This is a genomic window from Paraburkholderia sp. JHI2823, from assembly GCF_038900695.1.
Classification (GTDB): Bacteria; Pseudomonadota; Gammaproteobacteria; order Burkholderiales; family Burkholderiaceae; genus Paraburkholderia; species Paraburkholderia mimosarum.
On sequence record NZ_JAYMRY010000004.1, the window covers coordinates 92,584 to 119,314 of the forward strand.

Consider the following 26,731-nt stretch of genomic DNA (forward strand, 5'->3'; position numbering starts at 1 on the left):
CGCGGGGCGCTTGCGCCCCGCGTCGCGTTCAGACTTCGAGAGCCGCCTCCTGCCGCTCCCGCACCGCGACCGCACCGGACGCAAGCCGCCGATAGCGTGCCAATGCCCACAGCGGAAAATACGCCGTATAGCCGTGATACTTGAGGTAGTAGATACGCGGGAAGCCCGGCGCATTGTGCGAGCGATGCCACCAGAAGCCGTCGTCCTGCTGCACGGATAGCAGATACGCCACGCCGCGCCGCACGGATTCGGATTCCCAGTCACCGAACGCCATCTGCGCGAGCAGCGCCCACGCGGTGAAATTAGAGGCACTCTCGCCGCCATTGGTGCCGGCAAGGCGCTCATCGATGTAGCTGTCGTTGGTCTCGCCCCAGCCGCCATCCGCATGCTGGCGGGCGCGCAGCCATGCGAGCGCACGGGCGATGTACGGTTGGCGCGGATCCTCGCCCGCGAGCGCGAGACCCGCCAATACGCTCCACGTGCCGTAAATGTAGTTGGTGCCCCAGCGGCCCCACCAGCTGCCGTCGGGTTGCTGCGTCGCCTTCACGTACTCGATGGCGCGCGCGAGCGCCGCCTTGTCCCCGGCGCGGCCCGTCACGCCGAAGCACAGCAGCACGCGGCCCGTTACGTCCTCGGTTGGCGGATCGAGCAGCGCGCCGTGATCGGCGAAGGGAATGGCGTTCAGATAGAGGCGATCGCAGTCGGCATCGAAGGCGGCAAAGCCGCCGTTGCGCGATTGCAGGCCGCGCATCCAGTCGAGCGCCCGCGCCACCCGGGCGGCGTACGGATCCACGCCCGTCTTGCGCGCTTGTCCACGCCCGCGCCGATGCAGCATGGCCGCCACGACCGCTGTGTCATCGATGTCGGGATAGTAGGGGTTCTCGTACTGAAACGCCCAGCCGCCGACCGGGGTGTCGGGCTGCGCATTCTCGATCCAGTCGCCGCGCACGTCTTCCACCTGGCGCTCGGCGAGCCAGTCGTACGCGCGCGCGATGCGCTGCTGCAGTTCGTGATCGCTGAAGGCAACCGCCGCCGGATCGGCGGGCGCGACCGTGCGCGCCTGTTCGAGCGCCATGGTGCTCCACGCGGTGTCCCACACCGGGGAGAGACAGGGCTGGCAGTAAACACTGCCGTCCGCGCGTTCGACGAGCAGCTTCTCCAGCGCATTCTCGCAATCGCGGCGCAGCGGATGATCCTCAGGATACCCAAGCACCTGCATCATCTGGTAGCTGTAGACGATGGGCGGGAAAATGCCGCCCATGCCGTCCTCGCCATTCATGCGCTCCGCACACCAGGCTTCCGCGCGCTTCATGGCGCGCTGGCGCAGCGCGCGCGGCAGCAGCGGCTCGATATGGCGCACCGCGCGGTCCAGCGCGAGAAACAACCGGCGTATGCCCTTGCCGCGCGGGAAGTATTCCCGCTCCTCTTCCGCTGGGGTGACGAACAGTTCGGCAATCGATATGTCATGCGGGTTGGCCGCACGCGCCTTCAGCGAGCAAAGCGCGAGCAGCGGCACCATCGTCGTGCGCGCCCAATAGGCGACCTTGTACATCGAAATCGGCACCCACTTCGGGAACAGCACGAATTCAATCGGCATGAACGGCGTGGCGCGCCACGGCACCTGGCCGAAGGTCGCGAGCAGGATGCGCGTGAACACGTTCGACTTCGCCGCGCCGCCGAGCTTCAGGATGGTCTCGCGTGCGCGCACCATGTGCGGCGCGTCGGCTGCGTCGCCCGCCGCCTTCAGCGCGAAATAGGCCTTCACGCTGCACGAGACATCGGGCGCGCCGTCCACGTAGAGATCCCATGCGCCATGCGTCTGCAAACGCTGAATGGCGCGCAGATAGCGCGCCATCTTCTCCTGGCGCACGGTGTCGATCTTGCCCATGAAATGCATCATGAGGATATATTCGGCGGTGATCGTGGCGTCCGATTCGAGCTCGAAGCACCAGCTTCCATCAGCGTCCTGGAGCCGGACGAGCGCTTCGCGGCCGCGGATGATCGAGGCGTCGAGCGCCGCCATGGCGGCCGGGGAAGCGGAAAAAGGCGGGGCGAATTTTTTCATCGGCGAATCATACCATCCGTACGGAATGTTTAGCCGCAGAGCCTCGCAATGGTATGATTCACGACATGAAAGACTCCTCCGTCAAGGCGCCGGCGCGCGCGACAAGGCGCGGCGCGAAGGCGGCTGACGCGGTGGCCGCGCTTGCCAGTTCGGCGTCTTCGACCTCGCGGCCCCCTTCCCCACGCGATAACGGCGCACCCGCCGCCGGAACGCGCCGCAAGAAAGCCCCAATCCAGGTGCGTGCGCAGTTGCTGCAGGCGGCCTCCGATATCGCGACCGATCAAGGCGTGCCCGCCGTGACGCTGGACGCCGTGGCCGAACGCGCGGGCGTCACGAAGGGCGCGCTGCAATATCACTTCGCCAACAAGCAGGGCCTGCTCGATGCGCTGTTCGAGCAGACGATGGAGCGCTTCGAGCAGCAGATGCACGCGCGCATCGAAGAAGGCGTGGCGCAAGGCATGGCGAAGCATGGCGCCGCCGCGCGCGCCTACCTGCACACGACCATCGACGAGGCGAACCCGGCCGCCAGCACCAACGTGCTGCGGGTGCTGGTCGCCGCGATGATGACCGACACAGCGATCCGCGAGCGCTACGCCACGCCCATGCGCAAGTGGACGCGCCCCGACCCCCTGCCGCTAGAAGCCTCGGCACGCCTGATGATTTGCCGTCTCGCCGCAGACGGCCTGTGGATCTCCGACCTGCTCGGCTACCAGAACATGCCGCCGCGACTGCGCGCCGAAGTGGTGCGTCAACTGGAGCAATTGGCGCTCGCTGAAAACTGAACGCCCAGCGCGCCAGGGTCCACCCTCACCGCTGCGCCTTCGCGCGCGGCGCACTATGCAGAAATCGTCACCGCATACGGGCCGTTCGAGCAAGACGGCCAAAATCGCGCGGCCTACGATTGTCCGCATGAAAACCCTGACTGTCATCGATTCCCATACGGGCGGCGAACCCACCCGCCTCGTGATCGCAGGCGGCCCCGAACTGGGCCACGGCCCGCTCGCCCAGCGCGCGGCCGTTTTCCGGCGCGACTTCGACAACATGCGCGCGGGCATCGTCAACGAGCCGCGCGGCTCGGACGTCATGGTCGGCGCGCTGCTCTGCGAACCCCACGATCCGTCCTGTTCCGCCGGCGTGATCTTCTTCAACAACGTCGGCTTGCTCGGCATGTGCGGGCACGGCACCATCGGTCTCGTCGCTTCGCTCGCATATCTGGGGCGCATCGCACCGGGCGTGCATCGCATCGAAACGCCGGTGGGCAACGTCGAAGCCGAGCTGCACGGCGACGGCACGGTCACCGTGCGCAACGTCCCCGCATACCGCTACCGCCAGGCGGTGCCGCTCGACGTGCCCGGCTACGGCCGCGTGCATGGCGACATCGCCTGGGGCGGCAACTGGTTCTTTCTCGTCGCCGATCACAACCTGACGCTCGAGGCGAGCAACGTCGAAGCGCTCACCGAGGCGACCTGGGCCATGCGCCAGGCAATCGAGGCGAACGGCATTACCGGCGCCGATGGCGCGCTGATCGACCATATCGAACTCTTCGCGCATGCCGGCAAAGCGGGCGTGGACAGCCGCAATTTCGTGCTGTGCCCCGGCAAGGCCTACGACCGTTCGCCGTGCGGCACCGGCACGAGCGCGAAGGTAGCGTGCCTCGCTGCGGACGGCATGCTCGCACCGGGCGCGCTGTGGCGCCAGGAAAGCATCATCGGCAGCGTGTTCGAGGCGAGCTACGAGACCGCGCCCGAGCTGCCCGCCGGATACGTGCGCCCGAGCATACGCGGCAGCGCGCATATTAGCGCGGAGTCCAAACTGATTTTCTCCGACGACGATCCGTTCGCCTGGGGCATTCGCACGTGACGCAAGGTTCGAACGCTCGTCCCGATGTGATCGTGATCGGCGCGGGCATCGTGGGCGCGGCATGCGCGCATGAACTCGCGGCGCAAGGCCTGAACGTGCTCGTCATCGAGCGCGCGGGCGTGGGCGGCGGCGTGACGGCTGCCGGCATGGGCCACCTCGTCGTCATGGACGACACGCCCGCCGAATTCGCGCTGAGCGCGTGGTCGCTCGCGCTGTGGCACGCGCTCGCACCGCGGCTCGACGCGCGCCACGCGTTCGTGCGTTGCGGCACGCTGTGGGTTGCCGCGGACGAAGAGGAACTGGCGCTCGCGCAAACGCGCCAGCAAGCGCTTCAGCGCCAGGGCGTGGCGTGCTCCATGCTGGACGCGCGCCAGTTGCGCGAAGCGGAACCCGGCCTGCGCAACGGCCTCGTGGGCGGCATGATCGTCGACGACGACGCCGTGGTCTATGCGCCCGCCGTATCGGCATGGCTGCTCGAACAACCGGCTAGCGGCCGCATTAAGTGCCGGACGCAAACGCAGGTCGCACGCATCGACCGCGCTGGCGTGCATCTCGCCAACGGCGAAGTGCTCGGCGCGGGCGCGGTGCTGGTCGCCAACGGCCTGCAGGCGCTCGACCTGATGCCGCGTCTGCCGCTGCGGGCCAAGAAGGGGCATCTGCTCATCACCGACCGCTACCCCGGCACGATCCGCCATCAGATTCTCGAACTCGGCTATATCAAGAGCGCGCACAACGCGTGCGGCACTTCGGTCGCGTTCAACGTGCAGCCGCGGCCGACGGGCCAGTTGCTGATCGGCTCGTCGCGCCAGTTCGACAGCGCGGACCCCGCTGTCGAGCCCGCGATTCTCGCGCGCATGCTGCGGCGCGCCGCCGACTACCTGCCGCAATTGCCGGCGCTCAATGCGATTCGCGCATGGACGGGCTTTCGTCCCGCGTCGAGCGACGGCATGCCACTGATCGGCCCTGCCGAACCGTTCGCCGCCGACGACGGCCATCCGTCCACTTGGCTCGCCACCGGGCACGAAGGCCTGGGCGTGACCACAGCGCTCGGCACGGCAAAGCTGATCGCGGCGCAAATGCTCGGCCGCGGCGCCGACATCGACGCGACGCCGTATCTTCCCGCCCGCTTTGCTGTAGAGGGGACCGTGCATGTCTGAAGCCACGACGACCTTGACGGTCGATGGGCGCAACGTGGGCGTCGCGCCAGGCAGTTCGGTGGCCGCGGCCATTGCCATCGCGGCGAATGCGGGGCAGGCGGCGCTCGTCACGCGGCGTTCAGTGAGCGGCGCGCAGCGCGGGCCGTTGTGCGGCATGGGCATTTGCCAGGAGTGCCGGGTCACCATCGACGGCGTGCCGCACCGGCTCGCTTGCCAGACCGTCTGCGTCACGGGCATGAATGTCGTCACCGGGAACGCGGCGTCATGAAGTTCGATATCCTGATCATCGGCGCAGGGCCGGCCGGTTTGAATGCGGCGCGCACGGCCGCACAGGCCGGTGCGAGCATAGGCATCGTCGATGACAATGCGCTGCCCGGCGGCCAGATCTGGCGTCAGGGCCCCGAACATCGCGCCACCGGCCCCGCGCGCGCGTTGCTCGATGTCCTCGCCGCGCGCGCCAACGTCACGCTGCTGAGCGGCAAGCGCATCGTGCAGGCGCTGCCCGGACAGCAACTGCTCGCGGAAGGCGCCGACGGCGCGCTCATGCTCGCTTACGGCAAGCTCATCGTCGCCTCGGGCGCGCGCGAGCGCTTCCTGCCCTATCCCGGCTGGACCTTGCCGGGCGTCACGGGCGCGGGTGGCTTGCAGGCGCTCATCAAGGGCGGCATGCCCGTGCGTGGCGAGCGCATCGTCGTCGCGGGCAGCGGGCCGCTGCTCTGGGCTGCCGCCGCGACCGCGCGCGAGCACGGCGCGACGATCGCCGCGCTCGTCGAGCAAGCGCCGCCGCCGGCCGTGCGTCGCTTCGCTGCGGGCCTCGTCCATACCCCCGCGAAGCTCGCCCAGGCGCTGCGCATGCGCTTCGATCTGCGCGCCACGCCTTACTGGTGCGATGCGTACGTCACCGAGGCCATCGGCGCATCGCGCGTGACGCAGGTGCGCGTGCGGCGGGGCAGCGACGAGACGCTCGTCGACTGCGACCGCCTCGCCTGTGCCTATGGCCTAGTGCCGAATATGGGCCTCGGCGCGGCACTAGGCTGCGGTCTGGAACCGCGCGCGGGCTCTGCGGCAATCGCCGTGAACGAATTCCAGCAAACCTCGGTTGAATCGATCTACGCGGCCGGCGAATGCACGGGCGTGGGCGGCATGGAACTCGCCGCAGTGGAAGGGCGCATTGCGGCCCACGCCGCGCTCGGCGACAACGCCGGCGCACAGCGCCTGTTCACCGAACGCAAACGCTACCGCCGGTTCGCCGAACGCCTCCACGAAGCCTTCGACCTCAATCCCGCCCTGCGCACGCTTTCGCAACCGGACACCGTGTTCTGCCGTTGCGAGGACGTCGCCTGGCGCGATGTCGCCGGCCACGCATCGTGGCGCGATGCCAAGCTGCAGACGCGCTGCGGCATGGGCCCCTGCCAGGGCAAGATCTGCGGCGAGGCTGCGGCGTTCTGCTTCGGCTGGCCGCAAAACGGCCAGCGGCCGCCGTTCTCGCCCGCGCGCATCGACACCTTGCTGCAGGCGGAATCCGCCGAATAGCGCAGCACGCGCTTTTTGATTACTGCATGCGCGAGGGCGAGCGAAACGGCACAATAGCGGTCTTCCTCGATCCCGCCTTGTGCTCAAGCGATGCCCGAACTGGTCCTGCCCGCCGCCCTCGAAAACGCCACGTTCGCGCAGATGGTCGCGCATTTCGCCATGCTCGAACCGCTGTTCGACGCCATGCCCGACGTGGTGTTCTTCGTGAAGGATCACGAGGCGCGCTATGTGATCGCGAACACCACGCTCGCCGCGCGCTGCGGCTTCAAGGACAAGCGCGCGCTGCTCGGCAAGACGGCCGAGCAGGTCTTTCCCTCGCGCTTCGGGCACAGCTACACCGCGCAGGATCAGGCCGTCGTGCGGCTCGACAGCAGCCTCGTCGATCAGCTCGAACTGCATCTGTATCCCGGGCGGCAGCCGGGCTGGTGCCTCACGTCGAAAGTCCCGCTGCACGACGCGCGCGGCCGCGTGCTGGGCGTGGCGGGCATCTCGCGCGACCTGCAGGCCGCCGAAGGCACGCATCCCGCCTACCAGCGGCTCGCGGTCGCCGCGAAGTACATCCAGGACAACTATGCGCAACCCGTCAAGCTCGCGCAGCTCGCGAAGCTCATCGACATGTCGGTGGCGCAGATCGAGCGTTACTTCCACAAGATCTTCCACCTCACGCCGCGCCAGATGCTGCTCAAAGCGCGTCTCGACGCGGCCTCCATGCTGCTGGCGAGCGACCTGAGCATCACCGACATCGCCACGCAATGCGGCTATAACGATCACAGCGCGTTCACGCGGCAATTCAAGGCCACGGTGGGCATCACGCCGAGCCAGTATCGCGCGTTGCTGCAGGCGCACGAAAACGCGGAACCGTCCGGCGCCTAAGCGTCGCGGCGGCGCACCCAGGGTTTTCCCGCCGTGGAAGAAGGGAAGCAGCGGACTATGCAGATTTCGTCTTCCTGAGAAGCGAAAGGCCCCAAGCGTCAAACGATCTGGACAGCGATACTCCACTCATATTCAACAGGTACCGGCGCGAGCCGCTACGCATTCAAGGAGTGAGTCACAGTGAGCGCTATCCAGTGGAGCGGGGTGTTCCCCGCCGTCAGCACGCAGTTCAAGGCGGACTTCTCGGTCGACATCGACGCGACGCACCGGGTGGTGAGCAACCTCGTGAAGGACGGCGTGTCGGGGCTCGTGGTGTGCGGCACCGTCGGCGAGAACACTTCGCTCGCGACGCATGAAAAGATCGCGGTGATCGAAGCCGCGCGCGACGCCGCCGGCGGCAAGGTGCCGGTGATCGCGGGAATCGCCGAATTCACCACCGAGTTCGCGCGCCAGACCGTGAAGGAAGCGGCGCGCGTGGGCGTGGACGGCGTGATGGTGATGCCGGCGCTCGTCTATTCCGCGAAGCCGCACGAGACGGCCGCGCATTTTCGCGCCGTGGCTTCGAGCACCGACGTGCCCGTGATGGTCTACAACAATCCGCCGATCTACAAGAACGATGTCACGCCCGACATCCTTATCGCTCTTCAGGATTGCGAAAATATCGTCTGCTTCAAGGATTCTTCGGGCGACACGAGCCGCTTCATCGATCTGCGCAACGCCGTGGGCGACCGCTTCGTGCTGTTCGCGGGCCTCGACGACGTGGTGGTCGAAAGCGTGGCCGTGGGCGCGCAAGGCTGGGTCTCGGGCATGTCGAACGTGTTCCCCAGGGAGGGCGAAACGCTCTTCCGTCTCGCGAAGCAAAAGCGCTTCGACGAAGCGCTCGCGCTCTATCGCTGGTTCATGCCGCTGCTGCATCTCGACGCGCGCCCCGACCTCGTGCAGTGCATCAAGCTGTGCGAGGAACTGGTGGGCCGCGGCAGCGCCGTCACGCGCCCCCCGCGCCTGGCGCTCGAAGGCGAGGCGCTCGCACATGTGAAGGCCGTCGTCGAGAAGGCGCTGGCCACGCGCCCCGCCCTGCCGGACGTCGGACTCTGACCGCACCGTTCTCCCGATCCTTCTTCGCTTCATCGAAACCGGGCCGCACAGGCCCGGTTTGTCTTTTCACACGGATGCCATGTCCACTACCGCCACGAACGACGCACCGGCACAGGTCGTCCTCACGCTCGACGAAGTCTTCGCGCTCTCGCGCAACGTGCTGTTGCGGCACGGCATGTCCGAGGCGCATGCCGATGCGATCGCGCGCGTCATCACCCAGGGCCAGCGCGACGAATGTCATTCGCACGGCATCTATCGCCTGCTCGTCTGCGCGCGCTCGCTCAAGAGCGGCAAGGTCGATGCGCGCGTAGAGCCCACGCTGCGCGATCTCGCGCCCGGCGTGCTCACCGTGGATGCGCATTACGGCTTCTCCCTCCTCGCCTTCGAAACCGGTCTGCCCGTGCTCGCGCAGAAAGCGCGCAGCCAGGGCATCGCGGCAATGGCCATCAACCGTTGCTTTCACTTCTCGGCGCTGTGGCCCGAGGTCGAGGCCATTGCGGCGCAAGGACTCGTGGGCATCGCGATGAACCCGAGCCATAGCTGGGTCGCGCCGGCGGGCGGCACGCGCGGCGTGTTCGGCACGAATCCGCTTGCGTTCGCGTGGCCGCGCGAGGGGCGCCTGCCCTTCGTATTCGACTTCGCGACGAGCGCGATCGCGCGCGGCGACATCGAACTGCACGCGCGCGAGGGCAAGCCCATTCCGCCGCATTGGGCGCTCGACAGCGACGGCCAGCCGACCACCGATGCCCGCGCCGCGCTGGACGGCGCGATGCAGACGTTCGGAGGCCACAAGGGCTCGGCGCTCGCGGCGATGATCGAACTGCTCGCGGGCGCGCTGATCGGCGACCTCACGAGCATGGAGTCGCAAGCCTTCGACGAGGGCGCGGGCGCGAGCCCCTGTCACGGCGAACTCGTCATCGCCATCGATCCGCGCCGCTTCGGAGGCGACGGCTACGAAGCCGGCCAGGCGCGCGCGGAGCGGCTGTTCGCCGCGATTACCGCGCAGGGCGCGCGCCTGCCGTCGCAGCGCCGGTTCGAGGCGCGCGAGCGCAGCGAACGCGAAGGCGTGAAGGTGCCGCGTGCGCTATACGACGAGGTACTGAAACTGCTCGACTGAAGACGGATCGCGATCCGGCCTGGCGCTCGCGTGCGAGCCAGGAGCCGGAGCCCCGACGAGGCCCGCAGGACCCCGGAGAAACCCCACGCTTAAGCCCCGGTTAAGCCGGCATGAGCGACAATGAGGGGTTCAGATCCGGGGAGCGAGCGATGCGCCTGCTGGTAGTGGAAGACGACGAGATGATCGCCGAAACGGTGCTCGATTCGATGCGCCGCGAGGGCCATGCCGTCGACTGGGCGCGCGACGGGCGGGAAGCGGAGCTTTCGCTCGACAACGACGTGTACGACCTCGTGCTGCTCGATCTCGGGCTGCCGAAGAAAGACGGCATCGAGGTGCTCAACGACTATCGGCGCAAGGGCGGCGAAGCGGCCGTGCTGATCCTGACCGCGCGCGATTCGGTGACGGACCGCATCGCCGGGCTCGACGCAGGCGCCGACGACTACCTCATCAAGCCCTTCGATCTCGACGAGCTGGCCGCCCGCACGCGCGCCATGCTGCGCCGCCGCACGGGCCAGAAGCAGCCCGTCTACACGCATGGCAGCCTCGCGCTCGACCCCGCCGCGCACGAAGTGACGAAAGACGGCGAGAGCATCGCGCTCGTGCCGCGCGAATTCGCGTTACTGCGCGTGCTGATCGAGCAACCCGCACGCGTGTTCACGAAGGCCGAACTCGAAGAACGCATGTACGGCTGGGGCGAGGAAGTGGGCAGCAACGCCATCGAGGTCCATGTGCACAGCTTGCGCCGCAAGATCGGCACCGAGCAGATCGTGACCGTGCGCGGCGTGGGCTACCGGCTGAAGAGACCGGAATGAAATCCATCCGCGGCCGCCTGCTGGGCTGGCTCATCTGCGGCTTCGCGGCCACCTCCGTGGTGGCGGGCTTCGGCATTTTCCACACTGCGCGCGAGGAAGCCGGCGAACTCTTCGATTACGAGCTGCACGCCGTCGCGCGCTCCATGCCCGCGAACGTCGCGACCGCACGCGAGACCGAGCAGACGAGCCCAGGCTTCGAGGAGATCGCCGACGACCGCATTCTCATCGAGGTCTGGGACCGCGACGGCAAACTCGTCTACCGCTCGCAGGAAACGCCCGTCCTGCCGCGCCAGCCCGCGGGCTTTCGCACCATCGAGCACGACGAGGTGCATTGGCGCGTGTTCGTCCTCGCCCAAGCCGAGCGCTTCGTCCAGGTCGCCCAGCCCATCTCGGTGCGCGACACGCTCGCGCTGCGCCTCGCGCTCCACACGCTTTGGCCGCTCGCGCTGCTCGTGCCGGTGGCCCTCCTGCTCGTGCTGTTCGTCGTGACGCGCGGGCTCGCGCCGGTGCGCGCGCTGTCGGCCCTGCTCGCTTCGCGTTCGGCCCACGCGCTCGAACCGTTGGGCCTCGACGGCTCGGTGCCCGTCGAACTGCGCCCCCTCGTCGTCGCGCTCAACGATCTGCTCGATCGCCTGAACGCCGCCTCGCAGGCGCAGCGCACGTTCATCGCCGACGCGGCGCACGAACTGCGCTCGCCGCTTGCCGCGCTCAAGCTGCAATGGCAGGCGGCGCTGCACGACGGCACGCTGAACGGCGAGCCGCGCACGCTCGAGCGCATGCAAACCCGGCTGAACCGGACCATCCGCCTCGTGCAGCAGCTGCTCACGCTCGCCCGCGAAGACGCGCAGGCGCCCGCGCCAGCGGCCGTCGTGAGCTTGCGGCGGCTGGGCGAGCAGGCCATCGGCGACTTCTCGCTGCTCGCGGAGGAGAAAGGCATCGACCTCGGGCTGGAGTCGCGTCCGCCCGTGACGCCCGAGGACATCTGCAACGTGAGCGCCGACGCTCACGGCCTCAACACCTTGCTCAACAACCTGCTCGACAACGCGATCCGCTACACGCCGGCAGGCGGCAAGATCGATCTCGTGCTCACGCGCGCGCAGGGCACGCTCGGCTTCGAAGTCGTGGACAACGGGCCCGGCATTCCCGAAAGCGATCTCGAACGCGTGCTCGACCGCTTTTTCCGCGGCGATCATGCACAAGGCGCGGGCAGCGGGCTCGGTCTTTCGATCGTCGCGCGCATCGCGCAGCGGCAGGGCCTGACGTTCACGCTGCGCAACAACCCGGGCGGGCGCGGGCTCACCGCCGCGGTCACCGGGCTTCATGCATGCGAAGCCGCAGAGGCCAGCCCGGCTCCCGGCAAAACCGCCAGAGCCACGAGCGATTCGGCATAAGGCCCGCGCACGCCGATAACAGCGCCTGACGGGTCACTCGCCATTACGCCGACGGCGATTCGGGCGCAACAGCATGGTGCCCGTACACGTTGAGGAGATCCTCGCAGAACGCGCGCACGATGGGCTTCTCTGCTGCGCTGCGCTTGACGGCCAGATGCATCGGCACGTCGAAGCCGAACGTGGCGCGCCCGAGCACCCGGATGAGGCCGCGCTGCTCGAACGGTTCGGCATGATGCGCCGGCAGATAGCCGATGTGGCTGCCCGAAAGAATCAGGACCGTGGCCGCGTCGATGCTGTCTGCGATCGCCGTCACCTGGCGGTCGCCGATGCCCGCGAGCTCCTCGGGGATCGGATAGCTGCGCCACACCCAGTCGTGCTCGCGCAGATCGTCGACGTTGACGTGCGCCGCTTCGTGAAACAGCGCATGCCCGCGCCCGCAGCACAGCACCTGGCGCTCGCCGAACAGCTCGGTGTAGTCGAGGCCCGCCACGCGGTGCCAGAAGTAGCCGATCGCAATGTCGAGCTGATTGTTGACGAGGCTTTCCTCCAGCTCCTGCGGAGCGGCCACCTTCATCGTGAAGCGCACGGCCTGGTCGCGCTTGCGAAACACGCCGATCGCTTCGGCGAGCCGCGCGTTTTCGACGTGCGAAGCCTGCCCGATCAGGCCAATGCCGAGCGTGCCCACCAGCTTGCGGTCGATGTCGCGCACGCGCGCGACGAATTCATTGGTTGCCGCGACCAGCGCGCGCGCCGAGGGCACGAAACGTTCGCCCTTCGACGTGAGGCGAAAGCCGCCGCGCCCGCGCTCGCAAAGCTTGAAGCCCACGCGGGCCTCGAGCGCCGAAAGCTGCGTGCTGATGGTGGACTGCCGCACGCCGAGCGTGGCTTCGGCCGCCGTGATGCCGCGCGCGTCCACCACGGCGAGGAAGACGCGGATGAGCCGCAAGTCGAGGTCTGAGGTATTGGAAAACATGCTGCTCACATTGGAAAGCCCATCGCCTTGATGCCCTTGATCCACGCGCGCTTCCATCCGCCTTCGGCGTCGGCGCCGTCGAACGCATGGAACGTGACCTTCGCGGCGAGCCAGCGCACCGGCTCCGGCGGGATATACGACGGGCTCTGGTTGGCGATATCGAGCGCGCGCTCGGGGCTCTCGCGATCGAAGAGGATGTTCAGCCCCATGAACGCGCCGAAACGGCTGGCCGCCACGCCAAAGCCCGTGTAGCCCGCCACGAACACGGCCTTGCCGTTCAGATAGCGCTTGGCGAACACGGACCCGCGCGAACAGTAGTCGATCGGGCCGCCCCACGCATGCGAGAAGCGCACATCGCAAAGCTGCGGGAACGTGCGATAAAACGCCTGCGCGAGCCGATAGTAGGTCTGCGCTTTCTGGTCCTGCGGCGGATTCGGATCGCCGTCGAAATGATAGCTGACGAGGCCGCCGAAGATGATGTTGTTGTGCTTCGTGAGCCGGAAGTAATTAAGCTGCGTGCGGGTATCGTAAATGCCCTGGCGATTTTTCCAGCCGATGCGCGCGAGTTGCTCGTCGGTGAGCGGCTCCGTGGCGAGCACATGGTCGCGCACCTGCAGCACGCGGCGATTGATGTCCGCAATGCCGACCTTGGCGGTGCCGCTGCCGAACACCACGCGCGGGGCGCGCACGCTGCCTTCAGGCGTTTTGACAAAAACGGTCTCGCCTTCGTCGACGACTTCGACGAGCGGCGTGTGCTCGTAAAGCTTCACGCCGAGCGAAAGCGCCGCGCGCTTGAGGCCCCACGCGAGCTTCGCCGGATGCACGATGCCGCTGCGATTGCGCGACCACAGGGCACCGGCGAACAGCGGCGAATCCAGTTGCTCGCGTGTCGCTTCGCGCTCGAGCATGACGACGTCGTGCCCGTAGCGCCTGTGCAGCTCGTAGTCGGCGCGCAAGTGCTCGACATGCGCCGGATCGACCGCCACCGTCATTTCGCCGTTCCATTCGATGTCGGCGTCGATGCCGTAGCGCTCGAGCGTTTCCTCCAAGCCGTCCAGATTGCGATGGCCGAATGCTTCGAGCTGCGCGATGTCGTCGGGAAACACGCGCACGGCATTGGGCAGGCCGTGCATCACCGAAGTCGAGATGATGCCGCCTGCGCGGCCCGAAGCGCCATGCGCGACCTTGCCCGCCTCGATCAGCACGACGTTCAGATGCGGCATCAGCTCTCTCGCCTGCACAGCCGCCCAGAGCCCCGTAAAGCCGCCGCCGACGATCAGCAAATCGGCCTTTACGTTGGCCGTGAGCTTCGGCTCGGCCGGCGGCTCGGCGCGATTGTCGAGCCAGTACGGAAAGAAGCGCGTGCGCGAAAGCGCCTCTTGCACGCCGATTGCAGCGGGTGCCGGCGATTCCACTTCAAATTGTGCAGGGGTGCTCATCATCGTTTTCACAGCATTGAATGAGACAAACGGAGCCGCCGCCGTGGGAGGCGGATCGCTTCAGGCCGGTTCGAGCACGACGTAGAACTTCTTCGCGTCCTCGATCGTTTCCCAACGGCCGGCGAAGCCGGCGGGCAGCAGATAGCCCTGGCCCGCCGTGAACTCCTTGCGGCCGCCGGCGGCGTCGGTCAGCGCGATCCTGCCTTCGACGAGCCACACCGCCTCGTCGGCGGTCGTGGCCGGAAAGTCCACCGCGCCGACCCTGCCTTCCCACCAGCCGATCACATAGCTGTTGTTCTTGCCGGCGGCGGCGCGCCAGTCGCGCTCGTCCATGCCGAACTCCAGCTTCGTGAATTCGCCGATGCCAGCGCCGAGCGGCACGATGTCGTGAATCAGTTTGCTCATTTGCGTCGTTTCGAGTTGATGGGGTAAGGCCAACGTTACCGACTGGCGCGGCCGCGGTATGCCCCCCCGCGAGGGGGGCAAGCTGCATTTTTCGGCCGTTTTTCCCGAGCCATGCCCCCTTTTCGGCGGCCAAAACCCTTCGGCTATAATGGCCCGGCCTACACGAAAGGGGCGCGCCATGCGGCTCAACGTACCCCCGATCAACCGCGATCAACCCGATTTCCCGCTCTCGTTCAAGACCCTCGGCAACGTGATCGAGGCCGTCGGCACGCCCGATTTCGTGCCGCGCCTCACGCTGTTGATGAACGAGGTCCTGCCCGTCAACGTGGTCCACATCGAGCGCTCGCGCGTGGACAGCACGATGCCCACGGGCTTTCGCTGCGAATGGATCGGCAGCGGCGGCGTGGGCATGGATTCGGGCGCGATCTCGGACGTGATGACGCTCTATTACGACCGGTTCTACGAAAGCGATCCGCTCTTCGCCGGCCTTCGCGGCAAGACCGGCACGATGCTCGTGGTGCGCGATATCGGCGCCATCGAGCCGGGCGAATTCCGCCGCCGCCTCTTCGACGAGGCGCGCATCGCCCACGAATGCGTGCTCGCGCGCGGCACGCGGCATGCCCAGCACTCTATCGCGCTCGAACGCGCGCTGCGCGAGCCGCCTTTTACGCTCGCGGAAATGAACCGTTTTCGCGGCGTGAGCGAGTTTCTGTTTCCGCTGCTCGAATTGCATGCCTCGACTAGCGCCGCCCGGCGCATCGCCCATGCGGCGCCCTTCATGCATCCGCTCGCGCAGTTCGACGCACGCATCGCGCGAGACGCCGTGCGGCTCTCCAAACGCGAATACGAGACCTGTGCGCACCTCATCACGGGCAAGACCGTGCCCGAGGCCGCGCAGATCCTGGGCGTGCAGGTCGCAACGGCCGAGTCGTACGTGAAGCGCGCCTTTGCGAAGCTGGGCGTGCGCACCAAGCGCGAACTGATCGCGTGGGGCCACGCCGCGGGTTGAACGCCGGCCGGTCACCGGCGTCGCCTACCGAATTAAGGACGCACATACATCGAGCCGCATCGATGTAAACATCTCAACTTCGATATTTGGCCGCGCTCGATCTCCCCTACCATCGCCCGATCGATTTGACTCTAACGATCGGAGATTCGTCAGATGGAGCGCCAATTCAACCAGCCGATGGGCGGCAACGAGATGCCGCGGTTCGGCGGCATCGCCACCATGATGCGCCTGCCGCAGGCCGAGACCACCGAAGGGCTCGACGTCTGCTTCGTGGGCGTGCCGCTCGACATCGGCACCTCGAACCGGTCCGGCACGCGTTTCGGGCCGCGCCAGATCCGCTCGGAATCGGTGCTGCTGCGCCCCTACAACATGGCGACGCGCGCGGCGCCTTTCGATTCGCTGCAGGTCGCCGATATCGGCGACGTCGCAACGAATCCGTATGACCTCAAGGACTCGATCCGTCTGATCGAAGCCGCTTACGACCGCATCGTCGCGACGGGCTGCCGCCCCATCACGCTCGGCGGCGATCACACGATTGCCTGGCCGATCCTGCGCGCGCTGCACAAGAAGTACGGCAAGGTTGCCGTCGTCCACATCGATGCGCATGCCGACGTGAACGACACCATGTTCGGCGAGAAGATCGCGCACGGCACGCCGTTTCGTCGCGCCGTGGAAGACGGCCTCCTGCAATGCGACAAGGTCACGCAAATCGGTCTGCGCGGCACCGGCTACCACGCGGACGACTTCGACTGGTGCCGCAAGCAGGGCTTCACGGTCGTCCAGGCCGAGGCCTGCTGGAACCGCTCGCTCGCGCCGCTCATGGAAGAGGTGCGCGCACGCGTGGGCGACACGCCCGTGTACCTGAGCTTCGACATCGACGGGCTCGATCCCGCCTTCGCGCCCGGCACCGGCACGCCCGAGATTGGCGGGCTCACCATCCATCAGGGCCTCGAGATCGTGCGCGGCATGAAGGGGCTCAACGTGGTGGGCGCCGATCTCGTGGAGGTCTCTCCACCGTATGACCAGGCCGGTACGACCGCGCTCGTGGGCGCGAATCTCGCCTTCGAGATGCTCTGCATCATGCCGGGCGTCGCTTACCGCTAAAGCGCGAGGAGAACCAATATGGTCGCGAATGCCGGGCGCTGCGTCGATAACCAGGCTCTCGTTCTTCCCGCCGCATTGATTGCGGGCACAACGTTCTCCGCCGGGAGCGAAGTGCGTTCGCCCGTCTGCAATGCATCGACGGGCGAAACGATCGGCTGGCAGGAGCACGCGAGCGCCGAACTCGTCGATCGCGCCGTGCACGCCGCACACGATGCGCTCATTGCGTGGCGTCATACGACGCCCGCCGCACGCGGCAAGCTGCTGCGCAAGATCGCCGAACTGCTGGAAGCCGATCGCGCGCGCCTGTGTGCCATGCAGATGCAGGTCAGCGGCAAGCCGCCGTTCGAAGCGGACCTCGACGTGAGCGACGCCATCGCCACATTCATCTACTATGCGGGCCTGTGCGAGGACGCGTCGGTGTTCGCGGCCGACTCCGTGGCCGTGCCGGACGCCACGCTGCTGGCCGAACGTATGCACGAACCGGTGGGCGTCTGCGCGCTGATCGTGCCATGGAACTTTCCGATGGTCACCACGGCGTGGAAGCTCGCGCCCGCCCTGGCCGCAGGCTGCACGGTGGTCATCAAGCCTTCGGAACTCACTTCGCCCGTCGAGCACATGCTGGCCGGAATCGTGTCGGAAAGCGGTGTGCCCGATGGCGTGGTGAACGTGGTCAACGGCGGGGGCGAGGTGGGCGCGTGGCTCACGACGCATCCGCTCGTCGACAAGATTTCGTTCACCGGCAGCACGGCGTCGGGCCGCAAGGTCATGCAGGCCGCCGCCGAGGACATGAAGCGCATCACGCTCGAACTCGGCGGCAAATCCGCGCTGATCGTGCGCGAAGACGCCGACGTGACGCACGCCGTTTCGCTGGCCGTGGGTGGCGCGTTCACCAACGCCGGGCAGATGTGCTCGGCAACGTCGCGCATACTCGTGCACGACAACCTGTACCGCAAGTTCATGGCCGCGTTCGAGACTGCTGTGCGAGCCATCGTCGTCGGCCCGCCCCAGGTTGCCGACGTGGCGATGGGACCGCTCATCAGCGCCGCGCAGCGCGCACGCGTGGCGGCGCTCGTTGCGCAAGGCGTGGAGGCGGGCGCGCAGGTCGCGTTCGCCGGCCAGCTCGACCCCGCGTGCACCGACGGGTTCTTCATGGCGCCGATGGTGGTAGCCGAGCCCGCGGCGGACAACGTGCTGTGGACCGACGAAGTCTTTGGGCCCGTAGCCTGCGTGAGATCGTTCCGTTCGGATGACGAAGCAATCTCGCTTGCCAACGATACGCGTTATGGACTCGTCGCCACGGTTGTCACAAACAATGAAAGTGCGGCGCGACGCTACAAGGCGCAGCTGCGCGCCGGCCTCGTCTGGGTGAACACGCCGCAACTGATCTTTCCGCAAGTTTGCTGGGGCGGTCTCGGGCTCAGCGGCATAGGCCGCGAGTTGGGGGTGGCGGGCTTGCGCAGTTATCAGGAGATGCGTCACACGGTCGGCCTGCGCAGCGGCTCGCTTCCTGCTGGCCTTTAAACGGCACCTTGAATCGGCCTTGCACGCCTCGCGCCTGGCGAGACCTGCGAGGCCGCGTCATTTTGACAGGCCGCAGCGCCGTTGGCGGCGGTGATGGCGATCCCGGCTCCATGGCATAATTCGCCGGTTATTCCCGCCACTTCACGCTACGCGCCGTGCGCCGATTCCATCTCAGGCTGGGCAGTTTATTGGGGATGTTTGCACTCCTCATGGCGACGCTCGCGCCCGTGGTTTCGCACCTGCTTGCCGCACAGGCGATGCAGACGGCGCAAGGCAGGGTGGAACGCTCGCCCTGCGGCATGCCTTCGATGCAGCACCCCATGCACGGCGCGAGCGGCACAAGCGTCGATGCAACCACGCACGCGGCAACCGGCGACATGCAGGACTGCGGCTACTGCAGTTTCTTCGCGCACCTGCCCGTCGTGCCCGGCGTGCCCGCCACCCTGTTCCTCGTTGGCGAGCTCGTGCAGGCGCGCATCGCGGCGCGCTTCGAAAGCGTTCGCCTCGTCGCGCCAGCGAGCCCCATCCACGCACGCGCTCCTCCGCTGTCCTGATCCGATCGAAACCGCTTGCCCCGGCGGCGCGCCACGCGTGTCGCCGGGTTCGCACGCGCGCCGCCGTGGCTCGCGCGCGTGCTTCGCTCATCGACAGGACAACTCATGTCTGACCCATCGCCGTTCAGCCGCGCGTCGCTGAACGTGCTCGCACGCGTTCTCGCCTCCAGCGCTATCGGTTGCGCACTGCTGCTCGGGCCGTGCGCGGCGCATGCGCACGCCATTGCCGGTGACCGCGTGTTTCCCTCCACCCTCGCCGTAGACGACCCCGGTGTCGGCGACGAGGCCAACCTCGAATTCGGCCATCAACGCGTGCCGGGCGACGCCGGCGACCAGAGCACCAACACCTTTTCCTTCGAGTACGACAAGCTCATCACGCCGAGGCTCGCGCTCTCCGTGGATGGCAGCTACGTCATGCAGAACAACCCCACGGCCCGCGGTTTCGACAACTTCGGCGTGGGGCTCAAGTACCTGCTCTACGTGAACGACGCGCATGAATTCATGACGTCGGTGGGCATGAACGCCGAACTCGGCGGCACGGGCAGCCGCGCCATTGCCGCCAACTACTCGACGATCTCGCCGAAAGTCTTCGCCGGCAAGGGCATGGGTGACCTGCCCGACTCGCTCGCGTGGCTGCGTCCCATCGCCATCACCGGCGAGGCAGGACCGGCGTTCACGACAGGCGGCGGCCAGCCGAACGCGTTCGACTACGGCTTCACGTTCCAGTACAGCCTGCCCTACCTGCAACAGCACGTTCACGACGTCGGCCTGCCGCAACCGTTCTCGAACCTGATCCCGATCGTGGAAGTGCCCCTTTCGCGCAGCCAGGGACAAACCACCGGAACCGTCAACCCCGGCTTCATCTGGATGAACCGTTACGGCCAACTCGGCATCGAGGCGCAGATACCGATCAACCGGGCAAGCGGCTCGCATGTCGGGATCCTCGCGCAAGTCCATATTTTTTTCGACGACGTCGCGCCGCGCACGCTCGGCAAGCCGCTCTTCCCGTAAATCACAGAATCAAACAGGAGATTCACCATGAAACTCGCCACATTGCGCACGGCTGTCGCCACGATCGCGCTCGTTGCCGCGCACCTCGCCTGGGCGCACGCTTATCCGAAGCATCAGGAGCCGCCAGCCGGGTCCACCGCGCCGGCCACGCTCACTACGGTCGTGATCGACTTCGACGACGCGCTCGAGCCCGCCTTCAGCTCCATCGACGTGCTGGACGCGCAGGGCAAGTCGGTCATTCGCGAGAAAGCGAAGGTCGATGAGAGCAACGACAAGCGCATGTCGGTGGCGCTCAATGCATTGACGCCAGGGAAGTATTCGGTGGTGTGGGTGGCGGTGGCCGCCGATGGTCATCGCACGAAAGGGCACTACGCGTTCAACGTGAAATGAGCGAGCGCCGATGAAACGAGGCCACGCGGCAACGTCCTGCGACGTTGCCGCATCGGCCTTCGGAAAGGCGGCTAGAGGGCCCGGACTTCGAATGCGTCGGGCGAACCGTTCAAGGCGTCGTAGAGCTCGGCAACCGGTAAATCGCCGATTTCCTTGTGGATATAGGCGGTAAACGCGCGATCGTACAGCGCGCGCCCGGCCTCGGTCTCCATCGTCATGTCGAAGCCGTCGAGGACCAGGCCGGCGATCTCGTCGGCTTCGAGCAGGATGTGTTCAGCTTTCTTTCGTTCCATCGCGGGACTCCGTTACACCAGGACCAACTTCCACCATTTCGGGCCGCCTCGAACGCCGCAGACGGGACACGACGCTCAGCAGGTCGTCGAGCATGACAGGCTTCTTGAGGTGCGCATTGAAGCCGGCACGTTCCGCCTCGCGTCTGTCGGCGTCGAGGCCATATCCGCTGAGCGCGATGCAGATCACCGATTTCATCGCGGGCTCTTTGCGCAATTTGGCGACGAACTCCAGTCCGTCCATGTCCGGCATGCCGAGATCGGACAGCACGATGTCCGGCGCGTTGCCGTCGAGCATCGTCAACGCTTCGGCGCCGCTCGTCGCCGTTTGCACCGTCGCGCCCTCTCCCTCGAGCAAGAGCTTGAACGTTTCGACGGTTGCCGAATCGTCGTCGACCATCAGGATACGCAGCCCCTTCAAGGCATCGGCGGCCTCGCCATTGTCGTCGACGTGCACGCTGCTCAGTGTGCGGTGCGCCGGCAGCGTCACGGTAAAGGTCGCGCCGCGGTCGGCGCCGTCCGACTCCGCGCGCACGGCGCCGCCATGCAAGGTCACGAGATCCTTCACCAGCGCGAGTCCGATACCCAGCCCCGAACGGCGCATGCCCGGATCGCGGCCCTGCTCGTACATCTCGAAGACGTGGGGCAACAGCGCGGGCGCGATGCCGCTACCCGTGTCCGCCACCCACAGGACGGCCTCGCCGTGTTCGTTGACCTGCAGCGAGACATTCACCGAACCGCGCGACGTGAACTTCAGCGCATTGCTGACCAGATTCCAGACGACCTGCTCGATGCGAGTCAGATCGGCATAAATGATGACGGGCGTCTCGCTCATCGAGACGTTGAGTGCGATGCCTTGCTGGCTCGCTTCCTCGCGAACGGCGTCGGTCACGCGCTGCACGATCTCGCGCATGTCGATCACCGTGCGCACCATCGAAAGCTTGCCGGTGCGCACACGCGACACGTCGAGCAGGTCATCGATGATCTGCGCCTGTCCGATCACGGTGCGCCGGATCGTATCGGTCGCCCGCGAAACGTTCAGGTTATTCCTCGTTTCTGGCGCGCGCGCAATCAATTCCGCGCTCGCGGAAATCAGATTGAGCGGATGCTTGAGTTCGTGTGACACGACTGCGAGAAATTCGTCGCGGCGCCGCTGGGCATCGCGGTCAACGCCGTGGGGCGGTTCGGTCTGAATGGCGTGCACGCTCGACTGCGTCGCGTGGAATTCACTGAGATCGCGGGCAATCTTCGCAAATCCGCTGATACCCGGTTCATCCAGACGCGAGAGCACCCCGCTCGCGAAGAACCGGCTTCCGTCCTTGCGAACGTGCCACCGCTCCTCCTCCATGCGGCCATTCAGGCGGGCCTCGGCGAATTCCCGTTGCGCGACATGATTGGCGCGGTCTTCCTCGGTCGAAAGCATCTCGGCGGATTGCCCGATCATCTCCGCTTCGGTGTATCCGAATATGCGCGCCGCACCCGCATTCCAGCTGGTGATCAAGCCGTCGTCGTCGAATGTGATGATCGCGTAATCCTTGGTGCCCTCGGCCACGATACGCATGCGCCGCTCGCCTTCGCGCAACCGGTCTTCGGCGCGGCGCCGGTCCGTGATGTCGATGAAGGACAGCACCGCGCCGTCGATGCGGTCTTCCGTCGTCCGGTAAGGCACGAAGCGCGCAAGATACCAGCGCCCGTCGTTGCTCCGCAGCTCGCGTTCGATGAGGCGCAGCGAATCGAAGGCCTCTGCGGCGTCGTCGGCAAGCTTGTCGTACTCGAGCCGGTGCGTGATGTCGAGCAAGGAGCGGCCGATGTCCGAGGGAATGATGCTGAAGACGTCCGTTGCGCGGGGCGTATACCGCTTGATGCAGATATTGCGGTCGACGAAGATCGTGCCGATGTCGTTGGCGGCAATCAGGTTCTGCAAGTCGTCGTTGATCTTGCCCGTTTCCTCGACCTTCGACTTCAGCTCGGCGTTGACGGTGGTGAGCTCTTCGTTGATCGACTGCAGTTCTTCCTTGCTGGTCTCCAGCTCCTCGGTCGCCGAACGCAGTTCCTCGTTGATGGCCTGAAGCTCCTCGTTGGAGGCCTTCAATTCCTCCGTCGAGGTTTCCGATTGCTCGACGGTCGACTGGAGTTGCTCCTTCGTGCGCTGCAGCTCGCGTTCGAGCTGGCCGATGATGGGATCTTTCTGGGTGTCGCCGGTTGTGACCTCCTCCGCGCCACTCATGCTGTCCTCGACTTCGTCGAACAGCACGAGCACGAAGTCCGCATTGGCTTCGGGATCGTGCACGGGGCGCGTCGTCATGTTGACGAAATACGAGCGCCCGTCGCGCTCGATGCGCACCTTGCGGGCCTCGACGCTTCGATTCGTGTGCAACGCCTGGTAGATCGCCGTGCGCAGTTCCACCCGCAGTTCGGGGCGCACTGCCGCCACGATATTGTGGGACGGCTCGCCGCCCGAATACTGCAGAAAGCGCCCCGCGCGATCGGACAAGTGGACGATTTCGGAATCGCGGCTCACGAGGACGCTGGGCGGCGCGTATTGTTCGACGAGGCGCTGATGCAGATCGCCGAACGAAAAGCGCCGGCCGCCCGGCGGCTGGGCCGTCGCGACGACCGGGCGCAAGTTGACGGTTCCGGACATCGCCACCGGGACAGGCGCATCGCCGCGCACTGCGACGTTCGCGCGATAGATGCGGTTGCGCTTGTCGATGACGGTGAACATCGAGCTGACGCTATCCGCCGATTCGGAGCTGCCGAGAAACAGCACACCGCCCGGACGCAGGGCGAAATGGAACATCTTCAGAATGTCGTTCTGCGCTTCGCGGTCGAGATAGATGAGCAGATTGCGGCAGCAGATGAGGTCGAGCCGCGAGAACGGCGGATCGCTGAGCACGTTGTGATGCGCGAACAGCATGTGCTCGCGCAGTTCCTTCTTGACGCGGTAATGCGCGGAATCCTTCGAAAAGAACTGGCGCACGCGGCCCGGCGCCACGTCGGCGAGAATGGAATCGGGATAGAGGCCGGCGCGCGCGAAGGCAATGGCCCGTTCGTCGATGTCGGTGGCAAATACCTGGAAGGAAACGCCCTCGGACGACTTGAGCGAACGCTCCTGCATCAGCATCGCCAGCGAATACGCCTCCTCGCCCGTTGCGCAGCCGACGGACCATACGCGGATCTTGTCGCCGTCGCCGCGGCCTTCGAATATGCCCGGAAGCACGTCGCGCTCGAGTACGTCGAACGCTTCCTTGTCGCGGAAGAAGTTGGTCACGCTGATCAGCATGTCCTGGAGCAGCGCCTGGGTCTCTTCCGGATGCACATGGAGGTAGTCGCGATAGGCCTGGAGATCGGTGATGCCGTTGACCTGCAAGCGGCGTTCGATGCGGCGCATCACGGTCGCCCGCTTGTAATGGCGGAAGTCATGCGCGGTACGCGTGCGCAGGATGACCATGATTTCGCGCAGGGCGCGCTCGGCGGCCTCGTTGCTCAGATCCTGCTCGCGCTTTTCGTTTTCCAGCGTGGGCAGATGAATATCCTTGGCGGTCGACCACAAATCCAGCAGCCGTTGCGGCATCTCCGCCGCGGTGAGCACGAAATCGACCGTGCCGGTGGCGATCGCGCTACGCGGCATGCTTTCATATTCGGCTTCCGAGGGATCCTGGGCCAACGTGATGCCGCCCATTTCCTTGATGCGCGAAAGGCCGGCGGAGCCGTCCGAACCCGCGCCGGACAGCACGATGCCGATCGCCCTTTCACGGTGCGCCTCGGCGAGGGTCCGGAAAAACACGTCGATGGCGGCGCGGCGCCCCTGCTCGGGCGGGTTCGGATCGACCCGCAGGTAGTCGTCGACCATCGTCAGCGCGAGCGACGGCGCGATCAGGTAGACGTGATCGGGCTCGATCGGAGTCGGTTTCGTGACTTCCACGATGGGCATCGCGGTCGCTTTCTGCAACAGCCCGGGGAGATTGCTGACGTGGTCGGGCGCAAGATGGACCCGACGACAAAAGCCATCGATGTATGTGCGGGCAACGCCTCGAAGAAACTGAGAAGCGCGCTCAGTCCGCCGGCCGATGCGCCGATCCCGACAACCGGATGCTTCGCTTGACCTGGAAGAATGTGCCCACGTTTTTTCGCCATGGCTGGCCTGTCCTTTTTAGAGAAATATTGTGCCCGCCGCTGCCTGGAATCCAGACATGTGACATGCGCAGGGAGCGCCCGCGCAGTCGGATATTATCCCCCTCGCGAGGCAGGCTGCGATAGTTTTATAGGACATTGCCGCGCTGGAGCGAACCCGCGAACTCACCGTGTGTTCGATCGGGGGTGGATTGCGCAGTCCGTCAGCGCAATCAACGCTGCGGGGAGCTTCGCGAGCGGGAGAACGTAATCGGCGTAAGGCGCCGCGTGTCTCGGCATGTCGCCGGCGAAGGCGTCGTACGGGTCCTGAACGATCGCTGTGCCGCCATGGGCGCGGATCTGCGCAAGACCCGCCGCGCCGTCCTCCAGCATGCCCGTCAGGATCACGCCGATTGCGCGGGTGCCCAGCGTGGCAGCCACGCTGCGCAAGAGCGGATCGATCGCGGGCCGCGCGAGATTTTCCTTCGAGCCATGCGAGAGGCGCAGGCGCTCGCCATCCACCAGCAGATGGAAATCGGGCGGCGCAACATAGATTCTGCCGCGCTGGTATTTTTCGCCGTCTCTGGCATGTGCAACCGCAAGCGGGCCGGCCATACCGAGCAGCGACGGCAGCACGCTGGCGTTCGCGCCCACATGTTGAACAATCGCTATCGTGGCGGGCAGATGTTCCGGCAATCCGGCCACCAGGGTGCGCAAGGCATCGACCCCGCCCCACGACGCGCCTATCGCGATGAAGTCCCGACAAATCAATTTGGTTCCAGTGTGACCGATGCTCGTGCCTTCGCATGGGCTGTGCCTGGTGTTTTCAACGACGGCCCTGGGCGGCGATCCGCAAACGCCCCACGCCGCGGAGCTATCCCGCCTCGACGAACGCGCCGGAAGACGCGCGTATGCGCATGATGGTTTGCCGGGAAGTTTCGAACCGGCGGGCAATTTCGCTGACCGTGAGCCCCTGGTCGAGCAAGTCGATCACGCGCTCCCGGTCCTTCAGTGAAAGCGAGATCGGCCTTCCTGTGGGCCGCCCGCTCAATTGCGCGCGCTTGAGGCCCTGGCTGCTGCGTTCGCTGCGGGTCTTCGTGTCCATTCGCACGATGGCCCTCAGCATCTTGACCGCCTGGGGCTCGCTGGCGCTCGCCAGATCGACGTTGCCGAATTCCACACAACGAACGGAAATGCCCTCCTTGCGGCATTTCATCAAGGTCGACAGCACGTCGCTCGGGCTGCCGCCCAGGGACGAAAGTTCGAGGACCACCAGTAAATCGCCGCGCGAGAGGCGCCTGATGAGGGCGCTCAGCACGGCGCGATTTTCCGCGGCGAGATACGGCGGCGCGTTTTCGACCGCGACGCGGTTGAGCGCGACCGTGTAACCGGCCTTGTCGAGCCGGATGACTTCCTGCTCGGGGAAAAAGCCCTCGCTCACACCGTTGAGGTAAAAGTAGGTCCGCTGCAACTGTGTCTCCAGAGGGGGAACGTCGCTCGTCGAAATATACGGCGGAACAATGAAAGCAGAATGCACCACAAAAAATTAATTCCACGTTTCGGCGAGCCGCGCTCGGCGTCGAGCATCGGACGCTCGCTCCTGAAATGGAATCAATTTCATTCGGGATGCTATGCACGCGCCCTCAGACTGCGCCACGGGCCATGAAATCGATTTCGCAATTTACATGCCCGCACCCGCTTCGCGCGGTGCAGGCACCGTCAGGCCATGCGGGGCGCCGCGCAGGCGCGGCTGTTCACAAATCCCACTATTCGGACATGGCAGCGCTGTACAATTTCCCGTACGTTTCGATTACTCTCGTTTCGCATCCGCTGCGCAATAAATCGACTTGACAAGGAGACTGACATGGAAGCCTCATTGCTGGTCATTGCATTCGGCACGATGGCGTTGGCAGTAGCGGCGACGTCGGTGATAGCCCACTATCGCCGCGAACGGCGGCGTGCGGAACTGCTGCGCAACCTGGACCACCATGACTGGTGCAGATGGACGCGCCTGTGACG

The 26,731-nt window shown here is 66.2% G+C and carries 24 protein-coding genes and 1 pseudogene; 17 read left to right on the plus strand and 8 right to left on the minus strand.

The window, feature by feature from the left end; translation table 11 throughout:
• Positions 1–28: 28 nt before the first annotated feature.
• Positions 29–2,065 carry a squalene--hopene cyclase gene (shc, locus tag VSR34_RS06680; RefSeq protein ID WP_342962159.1) on the minus strand — a complete coding sequence of 679 codons (2,037 nt, stop codon included), beginning with the start codon at positions 2,063–2,065 and terminating at the stop codon, positions 29–31.
• Positions 2,066–2,130: 65 nt separating this feature from the next.
• On the opposite strand from shc, the gene VSR34_RS06685 reads away from it, so the two are divergent.
• The 10 genes from VSR34_RS06685 (at position 2,131) to VSR34_RS06730 (ending at position 11,903) form a co-directional block, all read left to right on the plus strand.
• A complete protein-coding gene (locus VSR34_RS06685) occupies positions 2,131–2,847 on the plus strand; it encodes a TetR/AcrR family transcriptional regulator (RefSeq protein ID WP_342962160.1) in 717 nt (238 codons plus the stop codon).
• 118 nt (positions 2,848–2,965) lie between these two features.
• A complete protein-coding gene (locus VSR34_RS06690; protein ID WP_342962252.1) occupies positions 2,966–3,925 on the plus strand; it encodes a 4-hydroxyproline epimerase in 960 nt (319 codons plus the stop codon).
• Positions 3,922–5,082, plus strand: coding sequence for an FAD-dependent oxidoreductase (locus VSR34_RS06695; RefSeq protein ID WP_342962161.1), 1,161 nt, complete (start codon positions 3,922–3,924; stop codon positions 5,080–5,082). The genes VSR34_RS06690 and VSR34_RS06695 overlap by 4 nt, the downstream gene beginning before the upstream one ends.
• Positions 5,075–5,350, plus strand: coding sequence for a 2Fe-2S iron-sulfur cluster-binding protein (locus tag VSR34_RS06700; protein ID WP_342962162.1), 276 nt, complete (start codon positions 5,075–5,077; stop codon positions 5,348–5,350). The genes VSR34_RS06695 and VSR34_RS06700 overlap by 8 nt, the downstream gene beginning before the upstream one ends.
• On the plus strand, positions 5,347–6,615 hold the full coding sequence (locus VSR34_RS06705; protein ID WP_342962163.1) for an FAD/NAD(P)-binding oxidoreductase: 1,269 nt from the start codon (positions 5,347–5,349) through the stop codon (positions 6,613–6,615). The genes VSR34_RS06700 and VSR34_RS06705 overlap by 4 nt, the downstream gene beginning before the upstream one ends.
• Before the next feature lie 90 nt (positions 6,616–6,705).
• Positions 6,706–7,488, plus strand: a complete 783-nt coding sequence (locus tag VSR34_RS06710; protein ID WP_342962164.1) for an AraC family transcriptional regulator — start codon at positions 6,706–6,708, stop codon at positions 7,486–7,488.
• A gap of 180 nt (positions 7,489–7,668) precedes the next feature.
• Positions 7,669–8,583, plus strand: coding sequence for a dihydrodipicolinate synthase family protein (locus VSR34_RS06715; protein WP_154671123.1), 915 nt, complete (start codon positions 7,669–7,671; stop codon positions 8,581–8,583).
• A gap of 79 nt (positions 8,584–8,662) precedes the next feature.
• Positions 8,663–9,700 carry an Ldh family oxidoreductase gene (locus VSR34_RS06720; RefSeq protein WP_342962165.1) on the plus strand — a complete coding sequence of 346 codons (1,038 nt, stop codon included), beginning with the start codon at positions 8,663–8,665 and terminating at the stop codon, positions 9,698–9,700.
• A gap of 149 nt (positions 9,701–9,849) precedes the next feature.
• Positions 9,850–10,512, plus strand: coding sequence for a response regulator (locus tag VSR34_RS06725; RefSeq protein WP_028210686.1), 663 nt, complete (start codon positions 9,850–9,852; stop codon positions 10,510–10,512).
• Positions 10,509–11,903, plus strand: a complete 1,395-nt coding sequence (locus tag VSR34_RS06730) for an ATP-binding protein (protein ID WP_342962166.1) — start codon at positions 10,509–10,511, stop codon at positions 11,901–11,903. Before VSR34_RS06725 ends, VSR34_RS06730 begins: the two co-directional genes overlap by 4 nt.
• 43 nt (positions 11,904–11,946) lie before the next feature.
• On the opposite strand, the gene VSR34_RS06735 is transcribed toward VSR34_RS06730, so the two are convergent.
• Genes VSR34_RS06735 through VSR34_RS06745 form a run of 3 tightly spaced genes read right to left on the minus strand, consistent with a single transcriptional unit; the run spans position 11,947 to position 14,720 of the window.
• On the minus strand, positions 11,947–12,876 hold the full coding sequence (locus VSR34_RS06735; protein WP_028229924.1) for a LysR family transcriptional regulator: 930 nt from the start codon (positions 12,874–12,876) through the stop codon (positions 11,947–11,949).
• Positions 12,877–12,881: 5 nt separating this feature from the next.
• The gene (locus tag VSR34_RS06740) at positions 12,882–14,318 is read right to left on the minus strand and encodes an FAD-dependent oxidoreductase (protein WP_342962167.1); all 1,437 of its coding nucleotides are present in this window, start codon (positions 14,316–14,318) and stop codon (positions 12,882–12,884) included.
• Positions 14,319–14,375: 57 nt separating this feature from the next.
• Positions 14,376–14,720 (minus strand): cupin domain-containing protein, encoded by a 345-nt coding sequence (locus tag VSR34_RS06745; protein ID WP_342962168.1) that lies wholly within the window; start codon positions 14,718–14,720, stop codon positions 14,376–14,378.
• A 178-nt stretch (positions 14,721–14,898) separates the two neighbouring features.
• Between VSR34_RS06745 and VSR34_RS06750 the strand changes: the two genes are divergently transcribed.
• The 6 genes from VSR34_RS06750 (at position 14,899) to VSR34_RS06775 (ending at position 20,309) form a co-directional block, all read left to right on the plus strand.
• Entirely contained in the window at positions 14,899–15,729 is an 831-nt protein-coding gene (locus VSR34_RS06750) for a helix-turn-helix transcriptional regulator (protein ID WP_342962169.1), read from the plus strand.
• 153 nt (positions 15,730–15,882) lie between these two features.
• Complete coding sequence (gene speB / locus VSR34_RS06755) at positions 15,883–16,833, plus strand: agmatinase (protein ID WP_028210680.1); 951 nt, start codon at positions 15,883–15,885, stop codon at positions 16,831–16,833.
• Between the two features lie 18 nt (positions 16,834–16,851).
• A complete protein-coding gene (locus VSR34_RS06760; RefSeq protein ID WP_051390796.1) occupies positions 16,852–18,354 on the plus strand; it encodes an aldehyde dehydrogenase family protein in 1,503 nt (500 codons plus the stop codon).
• A 194-nt stretch (positions 18,355–18,548) separates the two neighbouring features.
• Complete coding sequence (locus VSR34_RS06765; RefSeq protein WP_051390795.1) at positions 18,549–18,908, plus strand: DUF2946 domain-containing protein; 360 nt, start codon at positions 18,549–18,551, stop codon at positions 18,906–18,908.
• A 105-nt stretch (positions 18,909–19,013) separates the two neighbouring features.
• Positions 19,014–19,919, plus strand: coding sequence for a hypothetical protein (locus VSR34_RS06770; RefSeq protein ID WP_342962170.1), 906 nt, complete (start codon positions 19,014–19,016; stop codon positions 19,917–19,919).
• 27 nt (positions 19,920–19,946) lie between these two features.
• Complete coding sequence (locus tag VSR34_RS06775) at positions 19,947–20,309, plus strand: copper resistance protein CopC (RefSeq protein ID WP_028210677.1); 363 nt, start codon at positions 19,947–19,949, stop codon at positions 20,307–20,309.
• 71 nt (positions 20,310–20,380) lie between these two features.
• On the opposite strand, the gene VSR34_RS06780 is transcribed toward VSR34_RS06775, so the two are convergent.
• The 4 genes and pseudogenes from VSR34_RS06780 to VSR34_RS06795 form a co-directional block, all read right to left on the minus strand.
• On the minus strand, positions 20,381–20,602 hold the full coding sequence (locus VSR34_RS06780; RefSeq protein WP_028210676.1) for a hypothetical protein: 222 nt from the start codon (positions 20,600–20,602) through the stop codon (positions 20,381–20,383).
• Positions 20,583–24,736: pseudogene (locus VSR34_RS06785) on the minus strand (CheR family methyltransferase). The gene VSR34_RS06780 and the pseudogene VSR34_RS06785 overlap by 20 nt, the downstream one beginning before the upstream one ends.
• Positions 24,737–24,898: 162 nt before the next feature.
• Positions 24,899–25,483, minus strand: a complete 585-nt coding sequence (locus tag VSR34_RS06790) for a chemotaxis protein CheB (RefSeq protein ID WP_342962171.1) — start codon at positions 25,481–25,483, stop codon at positions 24,899–24,901.
• A gap of 103 nt (positions 25,484–25,586) precedes the next feature.
• On the minus strand, positions 25,587–26,183 hold the full coding sequence (locus tag VSR34_RS06795; protein WP_028210675.1) for a recombinase family protein: 597 nt from the start codon (positions 26,181–26,183) through the stop codon (positions 25,587–25,589).
• Positions 26,184–26,576: 393 nt separating this feature from the next.
• Here VSR34_RS06795 and VSR34_RS06800 point away from each other — a divergent pair, with 393 nt between their 5' ends.
• Positions 26,577–26,729, plus strand: a complete 153-nt coding sequence (locus VSR34_RS06800) for a hypothetical protein (protein ID WP_202905069.1) — start codon at positions 26,577–26,579, stop codon at positions 26,727–26,729.
• Positions 26,730–26,731 lie beyond the last annotated feature (2 nt).